The sequence below is a fragment of the Vibrio sp. KUL70 genome, from assembly GCF_059725515.1.
Genome location: NZ_AP045834.1, coordinates 1,496,391 through 1,519,671 on the forward strand (window position 1 = coordinate 1,496,391; position 23,281 = coordinate 1,519,671).

General features: G+C 44.3%; 23 protein-coding genes. 11 read left to right on the forward strand and 12 right to left on the reverse strand.

Going from position 1 to position 23,281, the window contains the following annotated elements; genetic code table 11:
- Window positions 1–47: 47 nt before the first annotated feature.
- A complete protein-coding gene (locus AC6I7V_RS06550; RefSeq protein ID WP_255230769.1) occupies window positions 48–377 on the reverse strand; it encodes an STAS domain-containing protein in 330 nt (109 codons plus the stop codon).
- A gap of 313 nt (window positions 378–690) precedes the next feature.
- Here AC6I7V_RS06550 and AC6I7V_RS06555 point away from each other — a divergent pair, with 313 nt between their 5' ends.
- Window positions 691–1,533 (forward strand): DNA ligase, encoded by an 843-nt coding sequence (locus tag AC6I7V_RS06555; protein WP_498011655.1) that lies wholly within the window; start codon window positions 691–693, stop codon window positions 1,531–1,533.
- Window positions 1,534–1,585: 52 nt separating this feature from the next.
- Here the strand turns inward: AC6I7V_RS06555 and AC6I7V_RS06560 are convergent, their stop codons facing one another.
- Window positions 1,586–2,956, reverse strand: coding sequence for an MATE family efflux transporter (locus tag AC6I7V_RS06560; protein WP_498011594.1), 1,371 nt, complete (start codon window positions 2,954–2,956; stop codon window positions 1,586–1,588).
- 161 nt (window positions 2,957–3,117) lie between these two features.
- Between AC6I7V_RS06560 and AC6I7V_RS06565 the strand changes: the two genes are divergently transcribed.
- Window positions 3,118–3,729, forward strand: coding sequence for a riboflavin synthase subunit alpha (locus tag AC6I7V_RS06565; protein WP_498011595.1), 612 nt, complete (start codon window positions 3,118–3,120; stop codon window positions 3,727–3,729).
- A gap of 169 nt (window positions 3,730–3,898) precedes the next feature.
- Here AC6I7V_RS06565 and AC6I7V_RS06570 read toward each other — a convergent pair whose 3' ends face one another.
- Window positions 3,899–4,102, reverse strand: coding sequence for a CPXCG motif-containing cysteine-rich protein (locus tag AC6I7V_RS06570; RefSeq protein WP_255230766.1), 204 nt, complete (start codon window positions 4,100–4,102; stop codon window positions 3,899–3,901).
- A 22-nt stretch (window positions 4,103–4,124) separates the two neighbouring features.
- Entirely contained in the window at window positions 4,125–4,991 is an 867-nt protein-coding gene (locus tag AC6I7V_RS06575) for a fructosamine kinase family protein (RefSeq protein WP_255230765.1), read from the reverse strand.
- 502 nt (window positions 4,992–5,493) lie between these two features.
- Here AC6I7V_RS06575 and AC6I7V_RS06580 point away from each other — a divergent pair.
- Complete coding sequence (locus AC6I7V_RS06580; protein ID WP_255230764.1) at window positions 5,494–5,838, forward strand: DUF3802 family protein; 345 nt, start codon at window positions 5,494–5,496, stop codon at window positions 5,836–5,838.
- 80 nt (window positions 5,839–5,918) lie between these two features.
- Here AC6I7V_RS06580 and AC6I7V_RS06585 read toward each other — a convergent pair whose 3' ends face one another.
- The gene (locus AC6I7V_RS06585) at window positions 5,919–6,392 is read right to left on the reverse strand and encodes a C40 family peptidase (RefSeq protein WP_498011656.1); all 474 of its coding nucleotides are present in this window, start codon (window positions 6,390–6,392) and stop codon (window positions 5,919–5,921) included.
- Between the two features lie 114 nt (window positions 6,393–6,506).
- Between AC6I7V_RS06585 and AC6I7V_RS06590 the strand changes: the two genes are divergently transcribed.
- Window positions 6,507–8,552: a methyl-accepting chemotaxis protein gene (locus AC6I7V_RS06590; protein ID WP_498011596.1), complete on the forward strand. Its 2,046-nt coding sequence runs from the start codon at window positions 6,507–6,509 to the stop codon at window positions 8,550–8,552.
- An 83-nt stretch (window positions 8,553–8,635) separates the two neighbouring features.
- On the opposite strand, the gene AC6I7V_RS06595 is transcribed toward AC6I7V_RS06590, so the two are convergent.
- Window positions 8,636–9,427: a sterol desaturase family protein gene (locus tag AC6I7V_RS06595; protein ID WP_498011597.1), complete on the reverse strand. Its 792-nt coding sequence runs from the start codon at window positions 9,425–9,427 to the stop codon at window positions 8,636–8,638.
- A gap of 74 nt (window positions 9,428–9,501) precedes the next feature.
- On the opposite strand from AC6I7V_RS06595, the gene AC6I7V_RS06600 reads away from it, so the two are divergent.
- On the forward strand, window positions 9,502–10,242 hold the full coding sequence (locus AC6I7V_RS06600) for a tRNA-uridine aminocarboxypropyltransferase (RefSeq protein ID WP_498011598.1): 741 nt from the start codon (window positions 9,502–9,504) through the stop codon (window positions 10,240–10,242).
- Window positions 10,243–10,394: 152 nt separating this feature from the next.
- Complete coding sequence (gene nagK / locus AC6I7V_RS06605; RefSeq protein WP_255230759.1) at window positions 10,395–11,303, forward strand: N-acetylglucosamine kinase; 909 nt, start codon at window positions 10,395–10,397, stop codon at window positions 11,301–11,303.
- Window positions 11,304–11,428: 125 nt separating this feature from the next.
- On the opposite strand, the gene AC6I7V_RS06610 is transcribed toward nagK, so the two are convergent.
- From AC6I7V_RS06610 to AC6I7V_RS06635, 6 genes are all read right to left on the reverse strand, one after another.
- Window positions 11,429–11,695 (reverse strand): DUF2960 domain-containing protein, encoded by a 267-nt coding sequence (locus AC6I7V_RS06610; RefSeq protein ID WP_032549019.1) that lies wholly within the window; start codon window positions 11,693–11,695, stop codon window positions 11,429–11,431.
- 191 nt (window positions 11,696–11,886) lie between these two features.
- On the reverse strand, window positions 11,887–13,689 hold the full coding sequence (locus AC6I7V_RS06615) for a bifunctional molybdopterin-guanine dinucleotide biosynthesis adaptor protein MobB/molybdopterin molybdotransferase MoeA (RefSeq protein WP_498011599.1): 1,803 nt from the start codon (window positions 13,687–13,689) through the stop codon (window positions 11,887–11,889).
- Window positions 13,689–14,273 carry a molybdenum cofactor guanylyltransferase MobA gene (mobA, locus tag AC6I7V_RS06620; protein ID WP_261883070.1) on the reverse strand — a complete coding sequence of 195 codons (585 nt, stop codon included), beginning with the start codon at window positions 14,271–14,273 and terminating at the stop codon, window positions 13,689–13,691. The genes AC6I7V_RS06615 and mobA overlap by 1 nt, the downstream gene beginning before the upstream one ends.
- Window positions 14,251–14,970, reverse strand: coding sequence for an energy-coupling factor ABC transporter ATP-binding protein (locus tag AC6I7V_RS06625; protein ID WP_498011600.1), 720 nt, complete (start codon window positions 14,968–14,970; stop codon window positions 14,251–14,253). The genes mobA and AC6I7V_RS06625 overlap by 23 nt, the downstream gene beginning before the upstream one ends.
- 10 nt (window positions 14,971–14,980) lie before the next feature.
- The gene (locus tag AC6I7V_RS06630; RefSeq protein WP_255230755.1) at window positions 14,981–15,679 is read right to left on the reverse strand and encodes an ABC transporter permease; all 699 of its coding nucleotides are present in this window, start codon (window positions 15,677–15,679) and stop codon (window positions 14,981–14,983) included.
- Window positions 15,680–15,838: 159 nt separating this feature from the next.
- Window positions 15,839–16,645, reverse strand: a complete 807-nt coding sequence (locus AC6I7V_RS06635) for an ABC transporter substrate-binding protein (protein ID WP_255230754.1) — start codon at window positions 16,643–16,645, stop codon at window positions 15,839–15,841.
- A gap of 291 nt (window positions 16,646–16,936) precedes the next feature.
- Between AC6I7V_RS06635 and AC6I7V_RS06640 the strand changes: the two genes are divergently transcribed.
- From AC6I7V_RS06640 to AC6I7V_RS06660, 5 genes are all read left to right on the forward strand, one after another.
- On the forward strand, window positions 16,937–18,403 hold the full coding sequence (locus AC6I7V_RS06640) for a sigma-54-dependent transcriptional regulator (protein WP_261883072.1): 1,467 nt from the start codon (window positions 16,937–16,939) through the stop codon (window positions 18,401–18,403).
- A complete protein-coding gene (locus tag AC6I7V_RS06645; RefSeq protein WP_498011601.1) occupies window positions 18,393–20,423 on the forward strand; it encodes a sensor histidine kinase in 2,031 nt (676 codons plus the stop codon). The genes AC6I7V_RS06640 and AC6I7V_RS06645 overlap by 11 nt, the downstream gene beginning before the upstream one ends.
- 121 nt (window positions 20,424–20,544) lie before the next feature.
- Window positions 20,545–20,925 carry a VOC family protein gene (locus tag AC6I7V_RS06650; RefSeq protein ID WP_498011602.1) on the forward strand — a complete coding sequence of 127 codons (381 nt, stop codon included), beginning with the start codon at window positions 20,545–20,547 and terminating at the stop codon, window positions 20,923–20,925.
- Window positions 20,926–20,963: 38 nt separating this feature from the next.
- Window positions 20,964–21,437, forward strand: coding sequence for an HAD family hydrolase (locus AC6I7V_RS06655; protein WP_498011603.1), 474 nt, complete (start codon window positions 20,964–20,966; stop codon window positions 21,435–21,437).
- A gap of 176 nt (window positions 21,438–21,613) precedes the next feature.
- Entirely contained in the window at window positions 21,614–23,233 is a 1,620-nt protein-coding gene (locus tag AC6I7V_RS06660; RefSeq protein ID WP_498011604.1) for a methyl-accepting chemotaxis protein, read from the forward strand.
- Window positions 23,234–23,281 lie beyond the last annotated feature (48 nt).

The following is a 23,281-nucleotide window of genomic DNA, read 5'->3' on the forward strand; positions in this document are numbered from 1 at the left end:
CTTTGAGTTTTTATTATAATTATGTACATCTTTAGCTTAGCGGAACTTTATGAATTCGCTGCCTTTTTTGAATTAACCGGGATGGCATGACCGATGCGAAGCAGGTTCATAATTTCCAGCGGTTGGCCGGATACATTTTCTAGACGCATATTACGCTCTCGTTCCGTCAGACGTTTGAACATGTAAACGATGGCACCGACACCTGAAGAATCTAAAAATTTCACGTGGCTAAAATCGATTTCTACCTCAGGGTGTAGGTCGTTAGTAATGACGTCATCAATACCAGGTTGTGCTTTGCGACTGCCGGAAGCGTCTAGGTCACCGAAGATTGATAGCGTTAGCGTTGAATTGTTTAGTTCGACTTTACGTAATTCCATGATGTCTCTCCTTGAAGCTGTTACTTTTCTTTTTTGTTTCCTTATACCTAGCAGACTCTGTGCCAGTTTTATTTTTGTTAATTTTCAATTGCTTATTTTGATTTTGTTGGGTTTCTCAGAATAGGAAACAGCGTTTTCTCAATATGAGAATGAAAAAGAGTGGGCTTTATGGGGGTTACAACACATACAAAATGAAAATGAGACAGCGGTGACTATAGTTTTGGTGAGTGTGTCGCATCGAAGCCATACCATCGGTGAAACTTGAGGCGAGGCGTTTTTAAATGAGGATATGACGCTTAATCTTGGAATGATGATGACACTAAACAAATTGACGATTGCTACGTTATTGCTTTTTTCAGCCCACAGTAGTGCAAACATCCAACCAACTTATCAAGTCATGTTAGCAAGCCATTATGATCAACACATCGATATCAATGAGTATTGGCAGAGTGAAAAGCTTGACGGTGTGCGTGCTATTTGGGATGGAGAACATCTACATACTCGCAACGGCAATCGTATTTATGCACCTGCTTGGTTTACAAATCCATTACCAAAGGTACGTTTAGAAGGGGAGCTATGGGCAGGAAGAGATCGTTTTCATATTGTTCAGTCGACCGTTCTCGATACCACCCCAGTAGACAAAGCTTGGAGCCAGATTAAGTTTATGCTGTTTGATATGCCCGGTGCTGCTGGTGACTATCAAAAACGTTATTACAACATTATTGACTGGGTGAAACGGATAAATCGAAAACATATTCACTATGTAGAGCACTATCCAATAGAGAGTGAAGCCACGCTCTACAAGCAGCTGGATAATATTGATAATCAAAAGGGTGAGGGGATCATGCTGCGAAAAATTACCAGTCGTTACCAAGCTGGACGCAGTAACGATCTGCTCAAACTGAAACGACACCACGATGCGGAAGCGATTGTTGTGGGTTACAAGAGTGGAACAGGGAAATATTCAGGAATGATGGGATCACTCTTAGTTCACACTGAGAAAGGCATTCAATTTTATATTGGTACTGGATTCACTGATGAGATGCGATTAGACCCGCCACCAATCGGTAGTCGAATTACGTTCCGCTACAATGGATATACACAAAATGGCAAACCTAAATTTGCCCGTTTCATCAGAGAGAAAGCTGAATACTAAAAGAGCCCTTGATACAGGGCTCTTTGTCTTTTGGAAGTAGAAAGTTTGGGAACTAGCGTTCGCTGAAAGCCAGTTGAATGGTGTCTTCTTGTTTATGCATCCAGCGCAATCTCATACCAAGCAATAGCGCGGCAGAAGAGAGGCCGATAATGAAGCCTATCCAGAAACCGTGTGCTCCCATTGGCTCAACGATCCAATCTGTCATGCCTAGAATGTAACCAAGTGGCAAGCCTAAAATCCAATACGCGATGAACGTGCGATTGAAAATAGAGCGCATATCTTTGTAGCCACGAAGTGCTCCTGCAGCGATAACTTGAATCGCATCGGTACATTGATAAACCGCAGCAAACACAAGCAGTTGCATCGCAATGGTAATAACCGCTTGGTTCTCTGTATAGAGAAGAGCGATTTGCTCTCTGAATAAAATGGTAATAAATGCCGTTCCAAGAGACATGACTAATCCAACTAAGATTCCCACATGGGTTGCGATTTTTGCGCCTTCAGTATTGTTCTCACCAAGCTTGTGGCCAACACGAATACTAACCGCTGCGCCCACACTCATTGGTAACATGAACACCAAAGACGAGAAGTTAATGGCAACTTGGTGAGCAGCAACAATCATTGGGCCTAATGGCGCAACCAATAGCGCAACAACGGCAAATAGCGTGACTTCAAAAAACAGCGCGGCTGCAACAGGGAATCCGAGTTTAAACAGGCGCACCTGAGCTTTTAACTGAGGCTTATGGAACTGACCGAATAAGTCGATCTTAGCTAGGCGATTTGATGTTATTACATAGCCAAGAAGTAGGGCGAACATCACCCAATAAACGATGGCTGTAGCAACACCACAACCAACACCACCCAGAGCTGGGGCACCTAACTTACCGTATACAAACATCCAGTTAAGAGGGATGTTGAGCAACAAGCCGATAAAGCCGATCACCATCGCAGGCTTTGTTAATGACATACCATCTGTGAAGCTACGAAGCGTCTGAAATAGCAAAAATGCAGGTACAGCATACATCACCGCATGCATGTAACCATTGGTCTTTGCTGCCATTAGCGGTTCGACGTCCATTAAATTGAGTATACCCTGAGTTTGAAATAGCACCCCAATTATGGGTACTGAGATAAGCAGAGCCATCACCGCGCCTTGCTGAATCTCGAACGAGATTTTTTGTTGGCGACCTGAACCATTCAGTTGTGCAACCACAGGAACCAGAGCCATTAACAGTCCAACACCGAACAGAATAGATGGTAACCAAATGCTGGCAGCGATAGATACCGCAGCCATATCAATAGCACTAACACCACCGGCCATGACGGTATCGACAAAACCCATACCAGTTTGGGCAACAGAGGCTATGAGTACCGGTGTCGCGAGTTTTATTAAGTTTGAGGCTTCTGTTTTGTAACGATGCACAAAGGGCTCCAGCTATAAGATAATAAGATTAGATACTTAGGGATGGACATTTAGATTGAATCAGAGATACTGACCGTAATGCGCCACTGGGCGAATAATAAAGAAATGTCACTACAACTGCTATGAAAAACTGTGATGTGACGACACAAAACGGAAATATTATGTTTACAGGTATCGTGCAAGGCATGGCGACCTTAGTTGCTATAGAAAAGAAAGAGATGTTCCAAACTCATGTTATTGAGCTGAGTGACGATATGGTCGAAGGTCTGACAATTGGTGCTTCTGTGGCTCATAACGGATGCTGTTTAACGGTCACGAAAATCAACGGAACTCAAGTCTCTTTTGATTTGATGCAAGCCACTTTAAGGCTGACAAATCTTGGTCGTCTGAATAAAGGCGATTTGGTTAATGTTGAACGTGCGGCAAAGTTTGGTGATGAGATTGGCGGCCACAGTATGTCAGGACATATTACGCTCGTAGCAGACATCGTTGATGTCATTAAGACCGAAAACAACCGCACAATTTGGTTTGAGTTGCCTCAAGAATCCATGAAATACGTATTGAGTAAGGGTTACATTGGTATTGATGGCTGCTCACTCACCATAGGGGAAGTAGAGGAGAATCGTTTCTCGGTACATCTAATTCCAGAAACACTCAATCGCACCCTGTTTGGTAGGCGACAAGTGGGTGACCAAGTAAATATTGAGTTTGACCCGCAGACACAAGCCATTGTCGACACAGTCGAACGTGTATTGGCGAATCAAAAAAGATAATACCAATCGTAGTAAATAATTGCTCACCCTAGCTTGTTAAAACGCTCGATAACTGCGTTAGAATTTTTGATTGGTATAATTTAGTCAAACAAATTCAAGACAATAGAATCAAAAAGAGCACGTCATCACGTGCTCTTTGTTTTAATTAACTCATCAGCCTTGTCGCGCGCTAAAATACTTGTTCGTCGTCAGCATCAATAGATAAATTGATGGTATTCCTCACTTCATCGACTTGCATGTCTAAATGAATAGCGTGGCAACAAGCAGGGCAGTCATCATAAAAGTCTTGGCTTCCGTTTGAAGCGTCCAGGGTGATGCCAATAGAGTGCCCGCAGTGAGGGCAAGAAACGTACTTTTCCGTGTAGTTATTCATGATCGATTCTCCTTACAGCAACTTAAACAGCCAGAATCTTCTGAACATGTGCTTCTGTTTGTTCTAGATAACTACCGCCAAACTGATTGCAATGATTGAGAAGATGGTACAAGTTATACAGGTCTTTTCGCATATTATAGTCAACGTCGAGCGGCGCGACGCTCTGATAGCCTTGGTAAAATTCTGGTGGGAAACCACCAAACAATTCCGACATCGCAATATCACACTCACGGTCACCCCAGTAACACGCGGGGTCGTAGCAGATAGGACCAAACGCCGACGTTGCTACGTTGCCATGCCAAAGGTCGCCATGCAATAGAGAGGGCGTTGGATTGTGACCAGCTAACTTGGTGTTTACGACATCCACGATCTCATCGATATCACCAAACTCAACCCCTTTCTCTTTAAGGAGTTGCAACTGAAAACCAATCCGTTGCTCAGAGAAAAAACGACCCCATTTTTTATGCCAGGGGTTGGGCTGAAGAGTACTACCGATGTAATTATCTTGGTCGCAACCAAACTCTTTCTGTTCTCCCCAAAGGTGAAGCTTGGCGAGCGAAACACCAAAATCAAAGCCGTTGTTACCAGTATCTAACGGTTTGGTTGGCAAATAGTTGAGGATAATAAAAGCGCTCTCTTTGGTGGTGCCGATAAGTACCAGTTCTGGGACATAAACTGTGGAGGTATTTCGTAACAATCTTAGATTTTCGGCTTCAACTTCAAACTTATGAATAAACTCTTTTTGGTTTACTTTTACGAAGTAACGCTCGTTACCATCGGTGATCATATAGCAATCATTAATATTGCCACCAGATACCTTAACGCGCTCGGTGATAGGGAAGTTAAAGAGAAGTGTGTCTGAAAGTTGTTGAGAAATGGCCTGCCACATAGGAAATCCTCAAAGAACATGGGTATATGCAATAGTCTAGGATAAATTTCGATGATTTATCGATGTATGCGTCAATGTTCTAAGCTGTTATTTGTTCTCAAGCCGAGCAATTACAAGAATTGTGACCTTTAGCCCCAATCTTAAACGTCGTCCTATAAACATCCAAAATGGAATCAATCTCACAATTGAGACGGTCTATAATCGAGAATGCTTTAAGAGCTCCTAATCATTTGCATAAATCAATATGTGACTTAAAAAACTGTGTTTTAATGAGTCAAGTCGCGATGATAGATGAAAGTTTGGTTTGATCTAAAGTGCACTGTACTTCCTCATTTCAGGAAGTATGGGATCTACTTCTGAGTTAATTTTGAGCATTTAGACCTAAGGTCGAATGCTTTATTAGGAAATCAAACAATTAGTTAATGACAATACTGAGAGTTCGCCTAGTATTGTAGGTTATCGTAGTGATGAATTTACCATTGAGCTTAAACGGAGATGTATTGTGGTTGTAGAAACCGATGGTTATTTAGCTTTGATTGAACACTTGTCGTTTAATTTGGATGTATTTACAAGTGGCAAAGGTGATACAGGCACAGAGAGTGTTGAAGATATCGTTACAGACATGATCTCAACGAACATCATGGCGATTTTTGAACAGAATCCAGAATTGCATGCCAGTGTCAGGTTCCAGCTGCTCAAAGAAGCAGATGCTGTCGTTGCTGACCTAGGTGAGGTGTTGGCCGGTGTTTGGTCTAAGAAAGCAACCAACGAACAAATCGTTTTCCTAGACGAGTATATCGCTCTGGTGAAAAACCTGTTTGATACAGCGGTAGCTAAATACGATTAACGCTAAACTCACTTTGAGTGATTGGCGGATTGTTCAATTGACGTTCGCCGATACTCACTTCTCAAACCCTGATGGCTCGATTAGAGTCGTCTAAAATGCCAAAATGATGAAGCCCAGTAAGGGTTATCTAATCTAGAGATAATCACACCCTTAGACGTCGATGCATGTAAGAACTGTTTATTGCCCAGATAAACGCCTACATGTCTTACCTTTGGTGACGTTTTGAAAAACACCAAATCACCACTCTTAGCTTGCTCGTAAGCTATCTCAACGCCTTGTTTACTTTGATCGAGCGTTGTTCTTGGTAACGCCTGCTGTGTCGCATTGAGTACCGCTATCTGAACGAATGCCGAACAATCTACACCGTTATAAGACGTGCCACCAAAGCGATAGGGAACCCCTTGCCACTCTTTATACACGCTCATGTAAGCCTGTGTCGTTCGCTTCTCTTGGGGCGATAGCGTCTGGTTATTGAGTCTAGGAGCGTTGAAATCGGGCGATGATGAGCACCCTAGAACACCAAGTACGACGGAAATTAATATAACTCTTTGAATTAATAGCAATCTGTAACTCTTCTGAAAAATATATGAAATATAAGTGTCATAAATGAAACTTACTATACCGATCTTAGAAAGGATGCCACACACCGTACCTAAATCGGAATAACAATGCCTGATAAAAATGTAACTAATCAACCTGCTCGTTTCACTTTCTCTCTTATACAAACCGTAAGCAGTATTTTCTGTGTGATTTTATTGCTTGTTGTCTTTTTGTCGATGGTCAGCATCAAAGGAGTCGATCGAGTTGGCGGCTACTTTGATACGCTCTCAGAACAAGTATTACCGCTTGCACTCAATAATGCCAAGTTGACACAAAATGTCCTAGAGCAAGTTAAATTATTGGGTTATAGCACTCAATCTTCCGATCTCAATGATCTTAATTCGACGAAATCATCGATACAAAAGTTGGCTGATGAATCGAATAGGATGCTTCAGGACCTACTCGTTATTGCCGGTCATTTCCCTGATGCCATATCTGTTCAAGACAAAGAAACCTTAGTCACAAACATGGAAAAGCTGCAAACTATGACATCGAAGGTGTTGACGATGCAGATAGACATTCAAGATAAGCAGAATGTTATCGATAAGCAGGTAGAGTCGTTTCGTTATGGCGTAAGCTCTGCAGGGCCAGAAATGAGCCGTATTAGCTCATTTTTAGCAGAGGGTAACCCTGAGTCAACGGACGCAGCGAACCGTTTTGTGTCGAGTGTTAGCGCAATGGAAAGTGCGTTCTTGATGTTGATGATGCATGAAGATATGGATAAAGCACAATCGGAGTACCGACAGTTACGTAACCGTTTGGCAGGCATGGAACTCGCTTATGATGACTTTGCTGAGTGGCACCCAGATGTGAAAGACTTCACAAGCCTCGTTGCCGCTTATCAGATGGTGTCAGATGGATTTAAAGAGCAGGGAATCATTAAAAATATACTCGCCAGACTCACATTGGTAGAAGAACAAAAGCAAGAACTTGCCCAAGTGATGGCAACAGCAAACCGAGTGATTCTAAGCCTCAATACTTTATCCGAAGAAGCATCACTCCTGATCGATGAAAGCGAGTCGGTAGTAAATAGCACGATCAGTAACATTGATAGAGTATTACTTATTAGCGGTACAGTAATTACTATGATCATATTGATTTCTGGATTGGTACTTCAACGTTGGGTTAACGATGGGCTTAAAAACATCAAGCAACACCTAGCGCTATTGGCTGAGCATGATTTTTCTAAGAAGTCGCAGCCTAAAGGCCCGTACGAGCTGCAAGTTATTACCTCAAAACTCAACCTTGTGGTTGAATCAACAGCAGAATCGGTTAGATCAGTGACACGCAATTGTGAAACCCTCTATCAAACTGCCGAGGTAAGTCATGATGCAGCGGAGCAGACCAACCAAAGTTTGGATGCGCAAAATGATTCGTTGCAAAACATGATTACGACGATTACTCAATTAGAGGCGTCGATCAGCGAAATTGCACGAATCTCGAATGCGTCAAATGATGATGCGCAAACGGCTGAGACTGAATCAGTTAACGGCAGTCAAGTAGTCGGCTTGAACCAACAACGGCTGCATGCACTTGAGAAGACACTGAGCGTTAATGAAGAGTCGATGAGCGCACTGGATAACCGCGTGAAAGAGATTCGTGAAATGGTGGATATGATCAGTGGTATCGCTGAGAATACAAATTTGCTGGCGCTCAATGCGGCAATTGAAGCGGCGAGAGCGGGTGAGCAAGGTCGAGGCTTTGCGGTCGTTGCCGACGAAGTTCGTAAGCTGGCAAGTGACACCTCTCAACAAACGACCAACATCCGCAATATGATGACGGAACTGGTCGCAGCCGCTGATCGCTCTAAAGAGTCCGTTATTGAATCTCGCAGTGAAATGGCTAACGCACTTCAAACGAGCAGTGACGTTAAACAAGCATTTGAGAAGATTGAAGTGGCGGTTGCTCAAATTAAAGGGCGGGTTGAGCAGATCATGGTCGCGACTGAAGAACAGGCGCGTGCGACGGTAGATGTGACACAATCCATCACCCGAGTCTCTGAGCAAGGGGAAAACACCAAGATGCAATTGGAGTCGATGATCGAAAGTTCTGAGCAGGTCGCGGATATCGCAGGGCACCAACAAGCGATGTTGCATAAGTATGTTTTGAGCTAAAGTTCATCAACAAAGTTAAATAGAAAAAGGGCCGACTATCGATAGGATAATCGGCCTTTTTTTACATCTACACTCGTTGTGACCTAGTTCTGTTTGATGAAAGGTTGACGCAACATTTTATCGAGACGTTGCTCTTTACCATCTTGGATTTCAGGAACGCCTATCTGAACCTTATCGTGACCAAGTCGAGGCTGAGCGCGATAGGTTTTGAACCACCTGTCCCAGACAGAGAGAAAGAAACCGAAGTTAGAGTGGGTCTCTTTAACGATCACAGAGTGGTGAACGCGATGCATGTCTGGAGTTACTATCCATTTCCGCAAAACTCTATCTATTCTAAGAGGCAGTTTGGCATTGCTGTGGTTAAACATTGCGCTTACATTCAAAACGATTTCAAAGATAACAACAGCCAAAGCGGGGACGCCGAGTAGCATCACCAAGCCGATCTTAATCAGCATGGAGAGAATCATCTCAATAGGGTGGAAACGTGTTCCGGTGGTGACATCAATATCCAAATCAGCATGATGGACACGGTGCAAACGCCATAGTACTGGGATTCGATGAAATACCAGATGTTGCAGGTAAATAGCGCAGTCCAACAACAAAACGCAAAGTATCACGACCAGAGGTGTTGGAAGCGAAACTTGGTTGAACAAACCCCACTGGTTTTGTTCGGCGATAAGCGCAGATTGGAACGCAGCTATCGGTATCAAAGTGGCGAGTAACACGCTATTGAGCGCCACTAGGGCAAAATTGTTACTCCAGCGGAACCATTTGCTCTGGGTAAGCTGCTTACGTGGAGAATACGCTTCCCATAAAGCACAGCCGACAAACGCGGTGACAAAGCAGGCAAGGCGAAGCAAAGAGGGGTCTTGCATAGGAATTCCTTCTATCATTATCCATTCACTCTAAGTACAATCGCACCACTTTTCTAGAGCTATCGTTAAACACCATGAGAATTCACGCTTTTCACCACCTTTATCAACATCGTTTGTCCCTCTCTACTCGACCTTTTAAAGCGCGAGGCTGTAAGGTGGTTCGCTGCGAATATTGTAAGATCGAACAAGGTCACTGTATCTGCGAGCATCAACCTGATATTGAAACCAATGTCGCGACTATGTTGATCTTATCTGATAACGAAGTTCTTAAACCGAGTAATACGGGTCGACTCATTGTAGACACCGTCAAAGACAGCCATGTATACCTTTGGCATAGAACTGAGCCAAATCCAGAGATGCTTGCTGTCTTAAAAGACGAAAAATATCAACCCGTGGTCGTGTTTCCTGAAGACTATACGGACGATAAAAGTCGTGTGGTTAAAAATCTACCTGCGATGCGTGATTCAAACAAAACACTACTGCTGATCTTTATTGATGGTAGTTGGCGCGAAGCTCGTCGTATTTTCCGTCGCTCTGAGTATTTACAACATTTACCCGTGTTATCTATTGAACCAGAATCAGTATCGCAATACATGATGCGAAAATCGGATAATGAGCAGCACTTATCAACGGCAGAAGTGGCGAGTTTGGTATTGAAGCAAGCTGGTGAAGAGCAGGGATCAAAAACACTACAAATGTGGTTTGAAGCGTTTAGAGAGAGCTACATGCTAAGTAAAACCCGCTATAAGTCGGACCAAACAAAGCCAAGCTTAACGGCTTATATCGATTATTGTGAAAATGAGATGTCACTCTAAGCTTGACACCTTATGTGCTGACAACTTGTTCAAACGGACTCAATCACAGAATAAGTTTGTCATCTATCACGGTTTGTAGGGGGAGTGTTATGGATAATAACCCGCAGTGACTTTTATATTGTCCCAAATTAGGGAAAAATTGGAGAGATTTGATGTATTACGGCTTTGATGTTGGCGGCACTAAAATTGAATTTGGTGCATTCAATGAGAAACTAGAACGTGTGGCAACTGAGCGTGTACCAACGCCTACAGATTCATACCAACAACTGATTGACACAATTGCTGGCTTAGTTGAGAAGTACGACAGTGAGTTCTCATGTGAAGGTAAGATCGGTCTAGGTCTACCAGGTATGGAAAACGCGGACGACGGCACAATGTTGGTTGTTAACGTTCCTGCCTCGACAGGTAAACCACTGCGTAAAGACCTAGAAGCTCGTATTGGCCGTAGCGTTAAAATTGAAAATGACGCGAACTGTTTTGCACTTTCAGAAGCTTGGGACGAAGAGCTTCAAGATGAACCATCAGTCGCGGGTCTCATTCTAGGTACTGGCTTTGGTGGCGGCTTAATCTTTGATGGCAAAGTATTCTCAGGTCGTAACCACGTTGCTGGTGAACTTGGTCATATGCGTTTACCACTAGACGCATGGCTTCACCTTGGTGACAACGCGCCGCTACTAGGCTGTGGTTGTGGTAAGAAAGGTTGTTTGGATAGCTATCTATCTGGCCGTGGCTTCGAGCTAATTTACGAGCACTACTTCGGCGAGAAGAAGAAAGCCATCGACATCATCAAAGCACATGCGGAAGGTGAAGAGAAAGCAGTAGAGCATGTAGAGCGCTTCATGGAGCTTCTGGCTATCTGTTTCGCTAATCTATTTACCGCACTGGACCCACACGTAGTTGCACTGGGTGGCGGCCTATCAAACTTCGAATTGATTTACGAAGAGATGCCAAAGCGTATTCCTAAGTACCTGCTTTCAGTTGCTAAATGTCCGAAGATCATTAAAGCGAAACACGGCGATTCAGGCGGTGTTCGTGGTGCAGCATTCCTTAACCTTAAGTAATTAACCCAAAGTAATTGACCTTAGGTTAAGTCGACGAAATAAAAATGCCGCAATCTCTGACGAGGTTGCGGCATTTTTCATTGTTTGATGTTCAAAACGAGCAATCAGGACGAAGAAGCGAAGCGCTACTTGTTCTTTTTACCAACACCCAAGTTTTCTTTTTGCTTCAGTGTAAGCTTTGTGAAACCGAGCTTACGGAAGTAGTTATCTTGGTAGTTACGAACCGCTTTAGTATCTGAAATCAATTCAAGCTGTTGCTCTGTTTTTAAATACTCAGTGATGTCGATGCCTTCAGCCGCAGCAACCGCTTCTTGGATCGTGCGGTGTTGTTGTTTTGAAAACAGCAACTCTTTGTCTTCATCTTTATAGGTGTACAGAATAGTGCGAGCCATAATGCTCTCCTGTTGAATCTAGGATTTTCGCGAACTCTACAGAAAATCTTACACACTCTCAAGGTTAAGGCGGAATTAGTTGTTTAGTAAAACACGTCTAAACCAAAATAGTGGGGAAAGATTATTCTATGGTCTGTTGAATGAGTGGAGATAAAAAAGCGAAGCTATAAACAGCTTCGCTTTTGATGCCGTTAGATACGTCCTTGAAGTGGAATAACCGTTACGGTTTCACCCACTTTAACCGTATCAACAGAAGGCGAGATCTCAATCAAACAGTTTGCTTCGCTCAATGAACGTAGAATACCAGAGCCTTGTTTGCCTGTTGTGCGGACTTCGAGTTGACCGTGCTCATTCATTGAGAACACACCGCGGCTAAACTCAGTACGACCTTGCCGAGAACGAAGTTGTTCTGTCGCAATTGCATTCGCTTTTACTGGTGTCCAGTTTGTTTGACCTTGAAGTTTGCGAATCGCTGGCTCAACAAAGTTGATGAAGGAGACCATTACCGCCACTGGGTTACCCGGTAACCCGAAGAAAGGTGTTTGCTCAATCTTACCGTAAGCAAGCGGGCGACCCGGGCGCATGTTGATGCGCCAGAAGTTAATCTCACCCAACTCATCAAGAGCAAGTTTGATGTAATCAGCGTCACCAACCGACACGCCACCTGAAGTTAGAACCATGTCTGTTTCTAACGCAGCAGAGTGCAGAACTTCCGTCATTTTTTGTTGGTCGTCTTCGATGATGCCGTAATCAACAATTTCACACCCTAACTTATGTAGCATACCAATGATGGTGAAACGGTTTGAGTCGTAAATGGAATTCGCTTGCTGCGGTGTTCCGGGTGCTTGAACTTCATCACCGGTAGAGAAGATACCCACCTTCACTTTGCGAAGAACAGGGCAGGTTGCAAAACCTAGCGACGCCATCATCCCCATTTCAGGTGCTTCGATGCGTGTGCCTTGTTTGAATACCGCTTGACCAACAGACAAGTCTTCACCCGCCATACGAACGTTTTGGCCTACATCGATTTTAGCGTCAGGGAAACGAACAACATCACCTTCTTGAACCGCTTGCTCACGCATGACGACAGTATCACCCGCAATTGGTGTTGGTGCGCCGGTCATGATCTTAACCGCTTGGCCTTTTTGAATCTCTTGATCGTAACTGTGCCCAGCGAAAACTTCAGCGACAACATGATACTGTTCTTGGTTCAGATCATCGCCACGGATCGCGTAACCGTCCATTGCTGAGTTTGTGTTTTGCGGAACGTTAATTGGAGAGACAATATCTTCAGCCAAAACGCGACCATAAGCAGATTCAACCGCAACGCTTTCGCTGAGCGTTTCTGTAGTGATGCTCTCTAAAATCTTCTCTTGACCTTGCGCGACACTCAAACCTGCTGGTGAGAAAGAGTCACAGCACACAGCTGGCGCTTTCGATGATTGTGACTGGTAACTGACTGGGGTCGGATTGAACTCTTGCGCGTAGTTGATAATAAAGTCGCGAATCGCATCCAAATCATTGATCGACATTTGAGGAAGATCCGATTCAACTTGAGTATCCGCTGCAATGGCTATGATGTTGCTGTCGTTCGAGTACAGCCAAGGTTTACCAACTTCTTCGCGGTGCAGTTCAATCTTAGGAAAAGCGATGTTTTTACACCCTTCAACCAGAATCAGATCCAATTTCTCTGTATCAAAGCGAGTCAGTAAGTAATCAAAATCAGCCTCAGCTTCAGGGGTTTCAGTCATCAACACATGACGCTTTCTTGAAGAGATCAACATTTGGCCTGCGCCTGCTTTGCGTAAGCGATAACTGTCTTTGCCTGGCTTATCAACATCGAAGTCGTGGTGCGCATGTTTGAGTACACCAATGCGTAGACCTGACTCGGTCAACATTGGCAGCAAAGCTTCAAGTAGTGTTGTTTTTCCAGTGCCACTGTAGGCAGCAAAACCTAGTAGCGGAAGGCTAGGGCGTTGTTTTGAATCATTCATTATTGGAGCGTACCAAATTGAGTAAGTTCTTCTGGTGTATTGAGGTTTACGAAGCAGTTTGGCGAGTCGCTAAAATCGACAAACTCGGTCACACAATCTTTATAGAGCAGAATGATCTTGCGATCGCCACGCTCTAAAAAGGCTTCTAACCTAGGTAACACACGTTTATGGAATAGTGTAAATACCGGCTGTTTAAATTCGCCGTCGTGAGCAACCAAAATATCGCTGTCGGGATTAACCGCCGCACAGAAACGCTCGACTAAGTCTTCGTTGATTTGCGGGCTATCACAAGGAACAAAGCCGACCCAGTCGGTGTCGGCATTTTTTAATCCAGCATGGATACCGCCTAGCGGCCCAGGGTAGTCAGGAAAGGAATCAGAAACCACAGGCGCGAAATCTTGATAGCGCTCTTGGTTGCGATTGGCATTAATGGTGATCGAGACGTTTTGTTGCGACAATTTGTCGATAACGTATTGAATAAGTGGACGACCGTTTAACTCGACGAGACCTTTGTCGCGTCCACCCATTCTGCTCGCTTGTCCGCCAGCTAAGATAACCCAACTAGTTTGCGTTGGAAGCAGCATAAATATTCTCTTGTGCTCTGTCTTTTTTAATAATTTGCAGCAATGGTGATTCAGTCAAAGAGTTATCTTTAATCCACCACTGCTTTTTACATAGATCGGTCAGAGCGTTGGTTTGGTGGCTTGTTATCACCAAACTTGCGCCACGCTGAAGAAGATCTTCGGCCATAATGACCAATCTTTCAATAGATTCTTTATCTAATGATGCGCTTGGTTCGTCCATAAGTAAGATGGAGGGTTTTAAAATCCAGGCCCTTGCCATCGCGACTCGTTGACGTTCCCCACCAGATAGGACAGAAATGTGTTCATCCGCTAGGGTCTCTAAACCTACCATTCTCAACGCATTGATTATTTGAGCTCGCTTATCTTTTTGTGACTCTTTGTTAAATCGAATGCCATAAGCGACATTTTGATACACAGTGCCATCAAACAAATAAGGTGTTTGATGTAGGTATATAATGTCTTTGAATTTAGAACGAGGGAGTAGGGTTCCTTTCCAGCTTTGATGTGCTGTCTGGATTTTTCCTGATGTTGGTTTGATCAAACCAGATAGGATTTTCAGTAGGGTGGTTTTACCGACACCGTTGTCACCCTTAAGATAGATCGCATCGTTTGGGCCAATGGACAATTCAGGGATATGAAAAAGAACGCGCTCTTTGTAGCGCATTGAAACTTGCTGCGTTGTTATTTTTATACTCATGACAGCATTCCTATGTTCTTAAATAGCCTTTTCCTCTCACACTAGAAAGGAAAAAGTTCAAAATCAGCGCCAACGCCAACAACACCATACCCAAAGCAACCCCTTGTGCGAATGCACCTTTATGGCTTTCCATCGCGATTGCCGTCGGGATGTTTCTCGTCATGCCCATAATGTTACCGCCTACCATCATCGAGCAACCAACCTCTGTCACTATTCGTGAAAAGGCAGCAATGGTTGCAGCAAGAAGTGGGAAGCGAGTTTCCCAAATCAATGTAGATGCGATACGCAAAGTCGACACACCCAAAGTACGAGCTGTTTCAACGGCACGACGGTCACTAGCTTGAAGCGCACCATGCATCATAGAGACAAGTATGGGGAAGCAGATCAGCATCTGACCGAGAATCATAGCCTTTTGGGTAAAGAGCATTTGCCAATCACCCAAAGGGCCAGAGCGAGATAACATCATGTACATTAATAGGCCGATCACGACTGTAGGGATCGCTTGAAGAGTATTAATGATAGAGAGCAACCCCCATTTACCGGGAAACTCTGTATAGGCGAGTAAAAAAGCCATGACAATTGCAGGTACGATAACCAGTGAAATTGCCGACAGAGAAACGCTGAATGACACTGCGACAATTTGCCACAACTCGTGGTCAAAGTTCACAAGTAAGTTCAGTGCATCCAGCGTTGTTTGCCATAGGGTCATGATGTATCTCTTTTGTGCGGAGGCTCCGCGTTTAGTTCCAGTATAGCTTTGTCTGTTATGGAAATGGTCAGTTGAGCACATTGCTCAGTTGCAAATTTTCCAGTGCCGATATGAGCGTTTTTAATTGCTCATACCGGCACCTTTGACCATTCGAGTGCTTTATTCCGCACTTGCGACAAATAGCTGCTTACCATGAAGCTTAAACTCATTGATCAGCTTTTGTCCTTTCGGATTTACCAACCAATCACTGAACGTTTTTGCTGCTTGATAATTGATGCTTGGGTAGCGCTCTGGGTTAACAAGAATCACTTGGTACGGGTTGAAAAGGTTCTTGTCACCTTGGAATAGGATCTTAAGGTCTAGTTTGTTTTGGTAAGCCAACCAAGTACCACGGTCAGTCATGGTGTAGCCTTGCATCTCAGACGCCATGTTTAGCGTTGGACCCATACCTTGGCCTACGCTGCGGTAACCACCGAAGTTTGGTTCCATCTTGGTTTGAGCCCAGATGCCCATCTCTTTTTTGTGTGTACCTGAGTCATCACCACGAGAAACGAAAGTCACATTGTTCGTTGCGATAGATTTAAACACTTCAGCTACGTCATTTTGAGAACTGATTTTTGCTGGATCTTTTTGAGGGCCAACAATAACGAAATCGTTGTACATCAGTTTGCGTGGAAGAACGCCATAACCTTTCTCGACAAAGTTCGCTTCCGCTTTAGGTGCGTGTGTCATTACTAGATCGACATCGCCGTTCTCACCCATGCGCAGAGATTTACCGGTACCCGCAGCAATGACGTCCACCTTGATACCAGAATCTTTCTCAAATTCTGGGAGTAGGAAATCAAGTAGACCAGAGTGGTAGGTACTGGTGGTTGTCGCGAGTTTGATATGTTGAGTATCTTCAGCACTGCTAGCTGAATAACTGACGAGGGAAAGTGCTGCAATAGTTAAAGGAATTGCTTTCATTATTATTATGTCCATGAGTTATGAATAGACCACCATAAGCAGTGTTAACCGACTTATGGCTCCTGGGCCAAATGGTATAAATGGATTATCCACACCCTTTAAGCAAACATAGTGCCAACAAGGATAGGTAACTAGGTTCATTAAATATCTGTTATTTCGGGTAAAATAGCACCATTTTCGACATTAAATTTAAAGAAAGTATGAGCTAGGACAAAATGTCGCATATTGAACCTGTTGTACTTAAGGCGAGTTGGTACACTCTGTCCCAAATTCTCTCACCGGTATGTTTTTATGTCTCTTACTAGCCCAAATGTCACAAACAAGACTCTGAACTCCTTAACTCAGTACCAAGCTTTCTCTGTTTTGGTGGTCGATGATGAGGTAGGGATGCAGGCGATTTTGAAAAAGGCACTGGGTAAACTATTTGGTAAGGTGATGTGCGCAGGCTCGGTTGAAGAGGCGGAGCTACTCCGTAGCGCTGAGCATTTTGACCTGATCGTTTTGGACATCAATCTTCCTGGGCGTTCTGGCATCGAGTGGGAAGAAGCCTTCAACGATAGCGAAAAGCGATCTGACGTTATCTTTATGACGGGTTACGCCGACTTAGAGATGACGATTTCCGCTCTTAAGCTCGGTGCGTCCGACTTCATTTTAAAGCCGTTCAATCTTGAGCAGATGATTCAAGCCGTGCTTCGTTGCATGGATAAGCGACTCGCTCAACGTATGCAATATGCACTGAAACGTGACGTTAGCCGCCATATCAAGACCGAAATTATCGGTAATTCAGACAAGACTCGACTTCTAAAGCAACTGATCACGCAGTTTGCACCATCACGAGCTTCGGTTCTGGTTGAGGGGGAATCAGGCACAGGTAAAGAGTTAGTGGCTCGAGGTGTTCATGAAGCAAGTAAGCGTTCTGGGCCTTTTGTACCGATTAATTGCGGGGCGATTGCTCCAGAGCTATTGGAAAGTGAGCTGTTTGGTCATACGTCGGGTGCGTTTACCGGCGCGAAAAAGAGTCGTGAAGGTCTGTTTCGCGTAGCCAATGGCGGTACTCTGTTTCTTGATGAAATAGGTGAGATGCCGCTTCCAATGCAAGCTGCACTGCTTCGCGTTTTGGAACAAAGAACAATTCGCCCTGTGGGTAGTGAAAAAGAGATAACGGTCGATGTACGAGTTGTTGCTGCAACTAACCGAAACCTCCAAGAAGAGGTAGAGAAAGGTAATTTCAGACGTGACCTTTTCTATCGATTGAATGTATTGAAGATCGATGTGTCACCGCTTCGTGAGCGTATATCGGATTTGATGGATCTTGTTCCCTATTTCACACGTCTGCTGGCTCATGAACTGGGTATGCCAGAGCCAGCTTGGGCACATGAGGACATTTTAGCGATGAACGAGTACCAGTGGCCGGGCAATATCCGTGAGCTAAAGAACTTGATGGAACGTTGTATTTTACTTGGTAAACCGCCAGCGCATTACTGGCGTGAGTTGAATGGCGAAAACAGTGTGCCAACTCGAATTTCTGTGACGGTGTCACACGGTTCGGAGCTGCCAAGTATGGACCCGAATGACATGGCAGAGGGTTACCCGAATAGCTGGACACTCAAAGAGGTGGAGAAAGCGCATATTGAACAAGTTGTCTCTTATCATGATGGCAACAAATCAGCCGCTGCCCGGGACTTAGGTGTTGCGCGCAAAACCCTAGAGCGTAAATATAAAGATTGGAATGCAGAGGGATCAGAATATGCCGACTAGTCGCCACTGGTGGGCGAAGTGGAGTTTTCGATTTAAGACGATGGTTCGCTATCGACTTCTGTTTTTAACCTCAGCGCCGATCATTCTTACTCTCTGTGCCTTAATCGCAATCACACTGTATTGGTCTGTACATTACACTTGGCAAGGTGCTCTGATTGATGTTGATGAGCGTTTAGATGTTGCTGATAACAGTATTCACCTTATTCAGAACCAGCAAGCTTACAACGTAAGAGCGTTCTCTGAATCATACCGCTTTCGTAACAAATTGCAGAGCAACCTAGATGAGGAGGATCTCATTCAATGGGTGTCGGACAACAAAAGCCGTTATGAACTGGACTTTTTACGTTGGCACAGCGCTCACTCAGTGCAAGATACCAGTCAACTGCTCGAACTCACTCGCAAGCAATCCTTTTTTAGTGTGCTAACACGTAGCCAACTTAATCAATTAGATCGAACTTTAGCCAAAAAGGCAGAAGTCCCCTTGTTAACAGGCTCTGAAATCGAAACTCGAGGCTTGGTCAGTCGTACGGTTATCGCTATCTATGACGGCGACAATCGTGTTATTGGTTTCCTAGATGGCGGTATTCTTCTTAATAATAGTACTCAGCTTGTTGATCAGATCAGCAACCTTATCTACCCAAGGCGTGAAGGGTTCTCTCGTCGTATTGGCACCGTAACCGTCTTTTTAGATGATCTACGTGTGAGTACCAACGTCCCGCTCAATAGCGATGCAAGTGAGGGGCGTGCGATAGGTACGCGAGTTTCTCATGAGGTGCACTCCAAAGTATTAAATCAAGGAGAAGAGTGGCTTGATCGCGCTTATGTTTACGATGCGTGGTACATCACCGCATATCAACCGATTCGTGATCACCATGAACAAGTTATCGGTATGCTTTATACCGGTTATTTGATCTGGCCTCTGGTTGAAACATACCTTACCAACCTGGGTGAGATAAGCGTAACCATCGTCGCATTGTTACTGTTGTCTGGTTTTATTGTTCACCGTGGCGCGCGCGATCTATTTAACCCGATTGAGCGCATTCACAAAGTGGTCAAATTAGTTCAGATGGGGCAAGACAAGCGCATCGGTACTCTGGGGCTGGATGATCAGCATGAGCTCACTCAGCTTGCGAAGCAGTTCGACAAGATGCTGGATCTTCTGCACGAGCGCAATCAAGAGATCCAACAAGCGGCGCTAGAACTCGAATGCAAGGTTCACTCTCGAACCGCTAGCCTCAAAGAGAAAACAGATCAACTAGAGCACCACATCGCCTTGCTCAACCAAGCGCGAGACAAACTGGTGGTCAATGAAAAACTTGCCGCGCTTGGTGAACTTACGGCAGGGATCGCTCATGAGATCAATAATCCAACAGCTGTGATTTTAGGTAACGTTGAGTTGATGAAATTTGAACTGGGTGAAGAGACTGAACGCGTCAATGAAGAGATTCAAGCGATCATGGAGCAGATCGACCGGATTCGAAACATCACTCGCAGCCTTCTTCAATACAGTCGTCATGGTGGTGTTCAAGATGAGGTGACTTGGCAGCACATCAATCCAATTGTTGACGAGAGTATTACTCTGGTTAAAACCGGTGCAAAGAAGAAAGGTATTGTGTACCACTCATCACTTGAAGCTAAAACCTCTGTAGAAGTGAATCGAAATCAGCTGCTACAAATCTTAGTTAACCTGCAAATGAACGCGATTCACGCAATGGATGGGGAAGGGAACCTCACCATTTCTAGTGAAGATTGGATAGAAGAGGGTGTCCTTCAAGGTGCTGTGATTCATGTTGAAGATGAAGGTTGTGGAATCAAAGAAGAGCAGTTGAAGCGTATCTTCTCACCGTTTTATACCACTAAGCGTGATGGTACTGGCTTAGGCTTATCAGTATCACAGAGTATTCTTTCTCAAACTGGTGGTGAAATTCGCGTCGCATCTGAATTTGGTAAAGGTAGCCGTTTCAGCGTCTGTTTGCCTAAGAAAGCCGTACCGCAGTTACTTGTCTCGAACGTCAATTAAACCAATCTCCTAAAACAAGCGAACACTCATCGTATAAGTACTGATAAAGCTGTTATTAGTTACCATGTATGCTTTGCAGTGAGCTATGCTCTATTTGTGTTCAGCAAATGAGGGTAGGCTTATGTTAGGTAATCCTGTCGGTTGGTTTGAAATTTACGTGAACGATATGGATAGAGCGAAACAGTTTTATCAAAACGTGTTTCAAGTCAGCCTCTCAAAAATTGACAGTCCTGGTGGAATCCCAATTGATATGTGGGTTTTCTCTGATGATATGGGGAGCTATGGGGCAACCGGCGCATTAGTCAAGATGGATGATATGACAGCTGGTGGAAATAGCACCATTGTCTACTTCTCCTGTGAAGACTGTGCCATCGAAGAGAAACGCGCGTTAATGAACGGCGGTACACTTCACATGAGCAAAATAGCAATTGGAGAGTTTGGTTTTATTAGCTTAGTCAGGGATACTGAGGGGAATGTGATCGGGTTGCACTCGATGAACTAAAAGTAACAAATAGATATAACGTCATGCATGGAGGCAGAATGACAAAAACGTACCTCTTTGATTGGGGAGACACCTTGATGGTGAACTTCCCCGATCAATCTGGAAAAATGTGCGACTGGCCAACAGTTGAGCCGATTGACGGCGCGCTAGAAACCCTGGAATACCTTTCTCAATACCACCAAGTCTATATTGCTACCAATGCAGCAGATTCTTCGGAACAAGATATCCAACAAGCATTTAGCCGAGTGGGTTTAGACAAGTTCATTGCCGGTTACTTCTGCAAAGCCAATCTTGGCGTTGATAAAGCGAGCCCAGACTTTTTCCCTACCATTATTTCTCGCCTCAACGTACCTGCATCTAGCGTAACTATGGTTGGCGATACACTTGAGAAAGATATTGTTCCCGCTCTGAAATCTGGAATCAATGCCATTTGGTTTACACAGAAACCAGAACAAAACCTTGATGGTTTTCAATACGACAGCATTACACAGCTTTCGGAATTAAGACGCTAAATCGATATACATGTTATTCATTATGCTTTTGTGAAAATCAATTGGCCACAGGTGATAAGTGTCACCTTTTGCATGTGTAACTATATGAATATTTATTCTTCATGACACGCGTCATCGCGGTTGAATATAGTTTTGTTAAGTTGCTCCCAACTAATAACAAAAAAAGTCAGTCCGCTATGAAATTAAGCAACCTCTCTATCAAGTCTAAACTCTTCTTAATTGTCATCTTCTCAGTGGTCTCACTGATTATGGCGTGTACATACAATTTGCTTCAGCAGCGTGCCACTTCAATGGCTGAGCGTGAAAGTAAACTCAGTGCACAAGTTGAGTCCGCCGTATCACTAGCTAAGCATTACTACGAGCAACGTAATGTGTTGGGTGATCAACAAGCGCAACAGCAAGCCTTAGCAGCAATTCAAAACCTACGTTACGACGAAAACAACTACTTTTGGATTCTTAACCAACAATCACAGGTTGTGATGCACCCGCTAAAGCCAGAACTCAATGGTGAGAACACTCATAATTTTAAAGATGGTGCAGGCAAGTTCCACTGGCGTGAGATGGTCGCCATCTCACGCTCTCCTCAAGGTAAAGGTTTTCTCGATTACCAGTGGAAAAGTCCGCAAGGTGACCTAAAAGATAAAATCTCTTACGTTGAACTGTTCCCTGAATGGAATTGGATTGTAGGCTCGGGGATTTTAGTCGCAGATATTCAAGAAGCATTCTGGGCTCTAGCGATTAAAGAGGCGTTGGTAGCGCTTGCCCTCTCAGGGTTATTGGTTGCGATGGGGTATGCAATTGCTAACAACATTTTGATTCCACTTGCCAAGTTGATTAACAATACTTATGCCATCGCTGATGGTGACTTGCGTGTTCGTATGAACATGACACGCAAAGATGAATTGGGTGAGATGTCTACGCAGATCGATAAGATGCTAGAGAAACTACAAAGCACTCTCAAGACGGCCAATGAGTCAGCAGGGCAATCTAGCTCAATGGCAAGTCACATTGCTCAAGCCAGTGAAGAAGCAGCGACTAGCGTTAATTCTCAACACGCACAACTTGAGTTGTTATCAACCGCTATGACAGAAATGAGCGCAACCATTTCTGATGTTGCGGTTAATGCTGAAAACACCGCTGTGAGCACGAATAAAGTTGTCGATCATGCGTATCGCAATGACGAGAACATGAAGGTGACGGCGACAAGTATCTCTCACGTGTCTGACAACATTTCGAATGCGAACAGCTTAGTTCAAGACCTACAAGCAGGGGTGACAGAAATCAGCCAAGTGGTAGGTGTTATCCGCGATGTATCCGAGCAAACTAACCTGTTGGCTTTGAACGCGGCGATTGAAGCTGCACGAGCGGGTGAACAAGGGCGCGGGTTTGCGGTGGTTGCTGATGAAGTTCGTAACCTAGCTAGTCGCACTCAAAACTCGACCAATGAAGTGCAACACACCATTGAAAAGCTTACTCAGCAGGCTGAGCAAACTTTTGTCGCAATGAAGCAAAGTAATGAAGAGGTCGATCATAGTGTGAAAGCGTCAGACGATACTCGAGCTCAACTGGATGAAATTGTCGCTGAGCTGCAAAATGCGAACGATATGGTGGCACAAATTGCAGCAGCTTCAGAGCAACAAAGTTCAGTGGCGACAGAGATGAACCAGAACGTCTCAAGCATCCATTTGGCGGCGAACGAAGTGCTTCAAGCGTCTCAGTCACTCGCTGAAGATAGCCAACAAATGGCCAACACCGCAGAGCATCTAACTGAGCAACTGAAATACTTCAAAGTGTAGTTTTTAAACGTTATAAACAAAGAAGCCCTCGTTTCCCATGAAACGAGG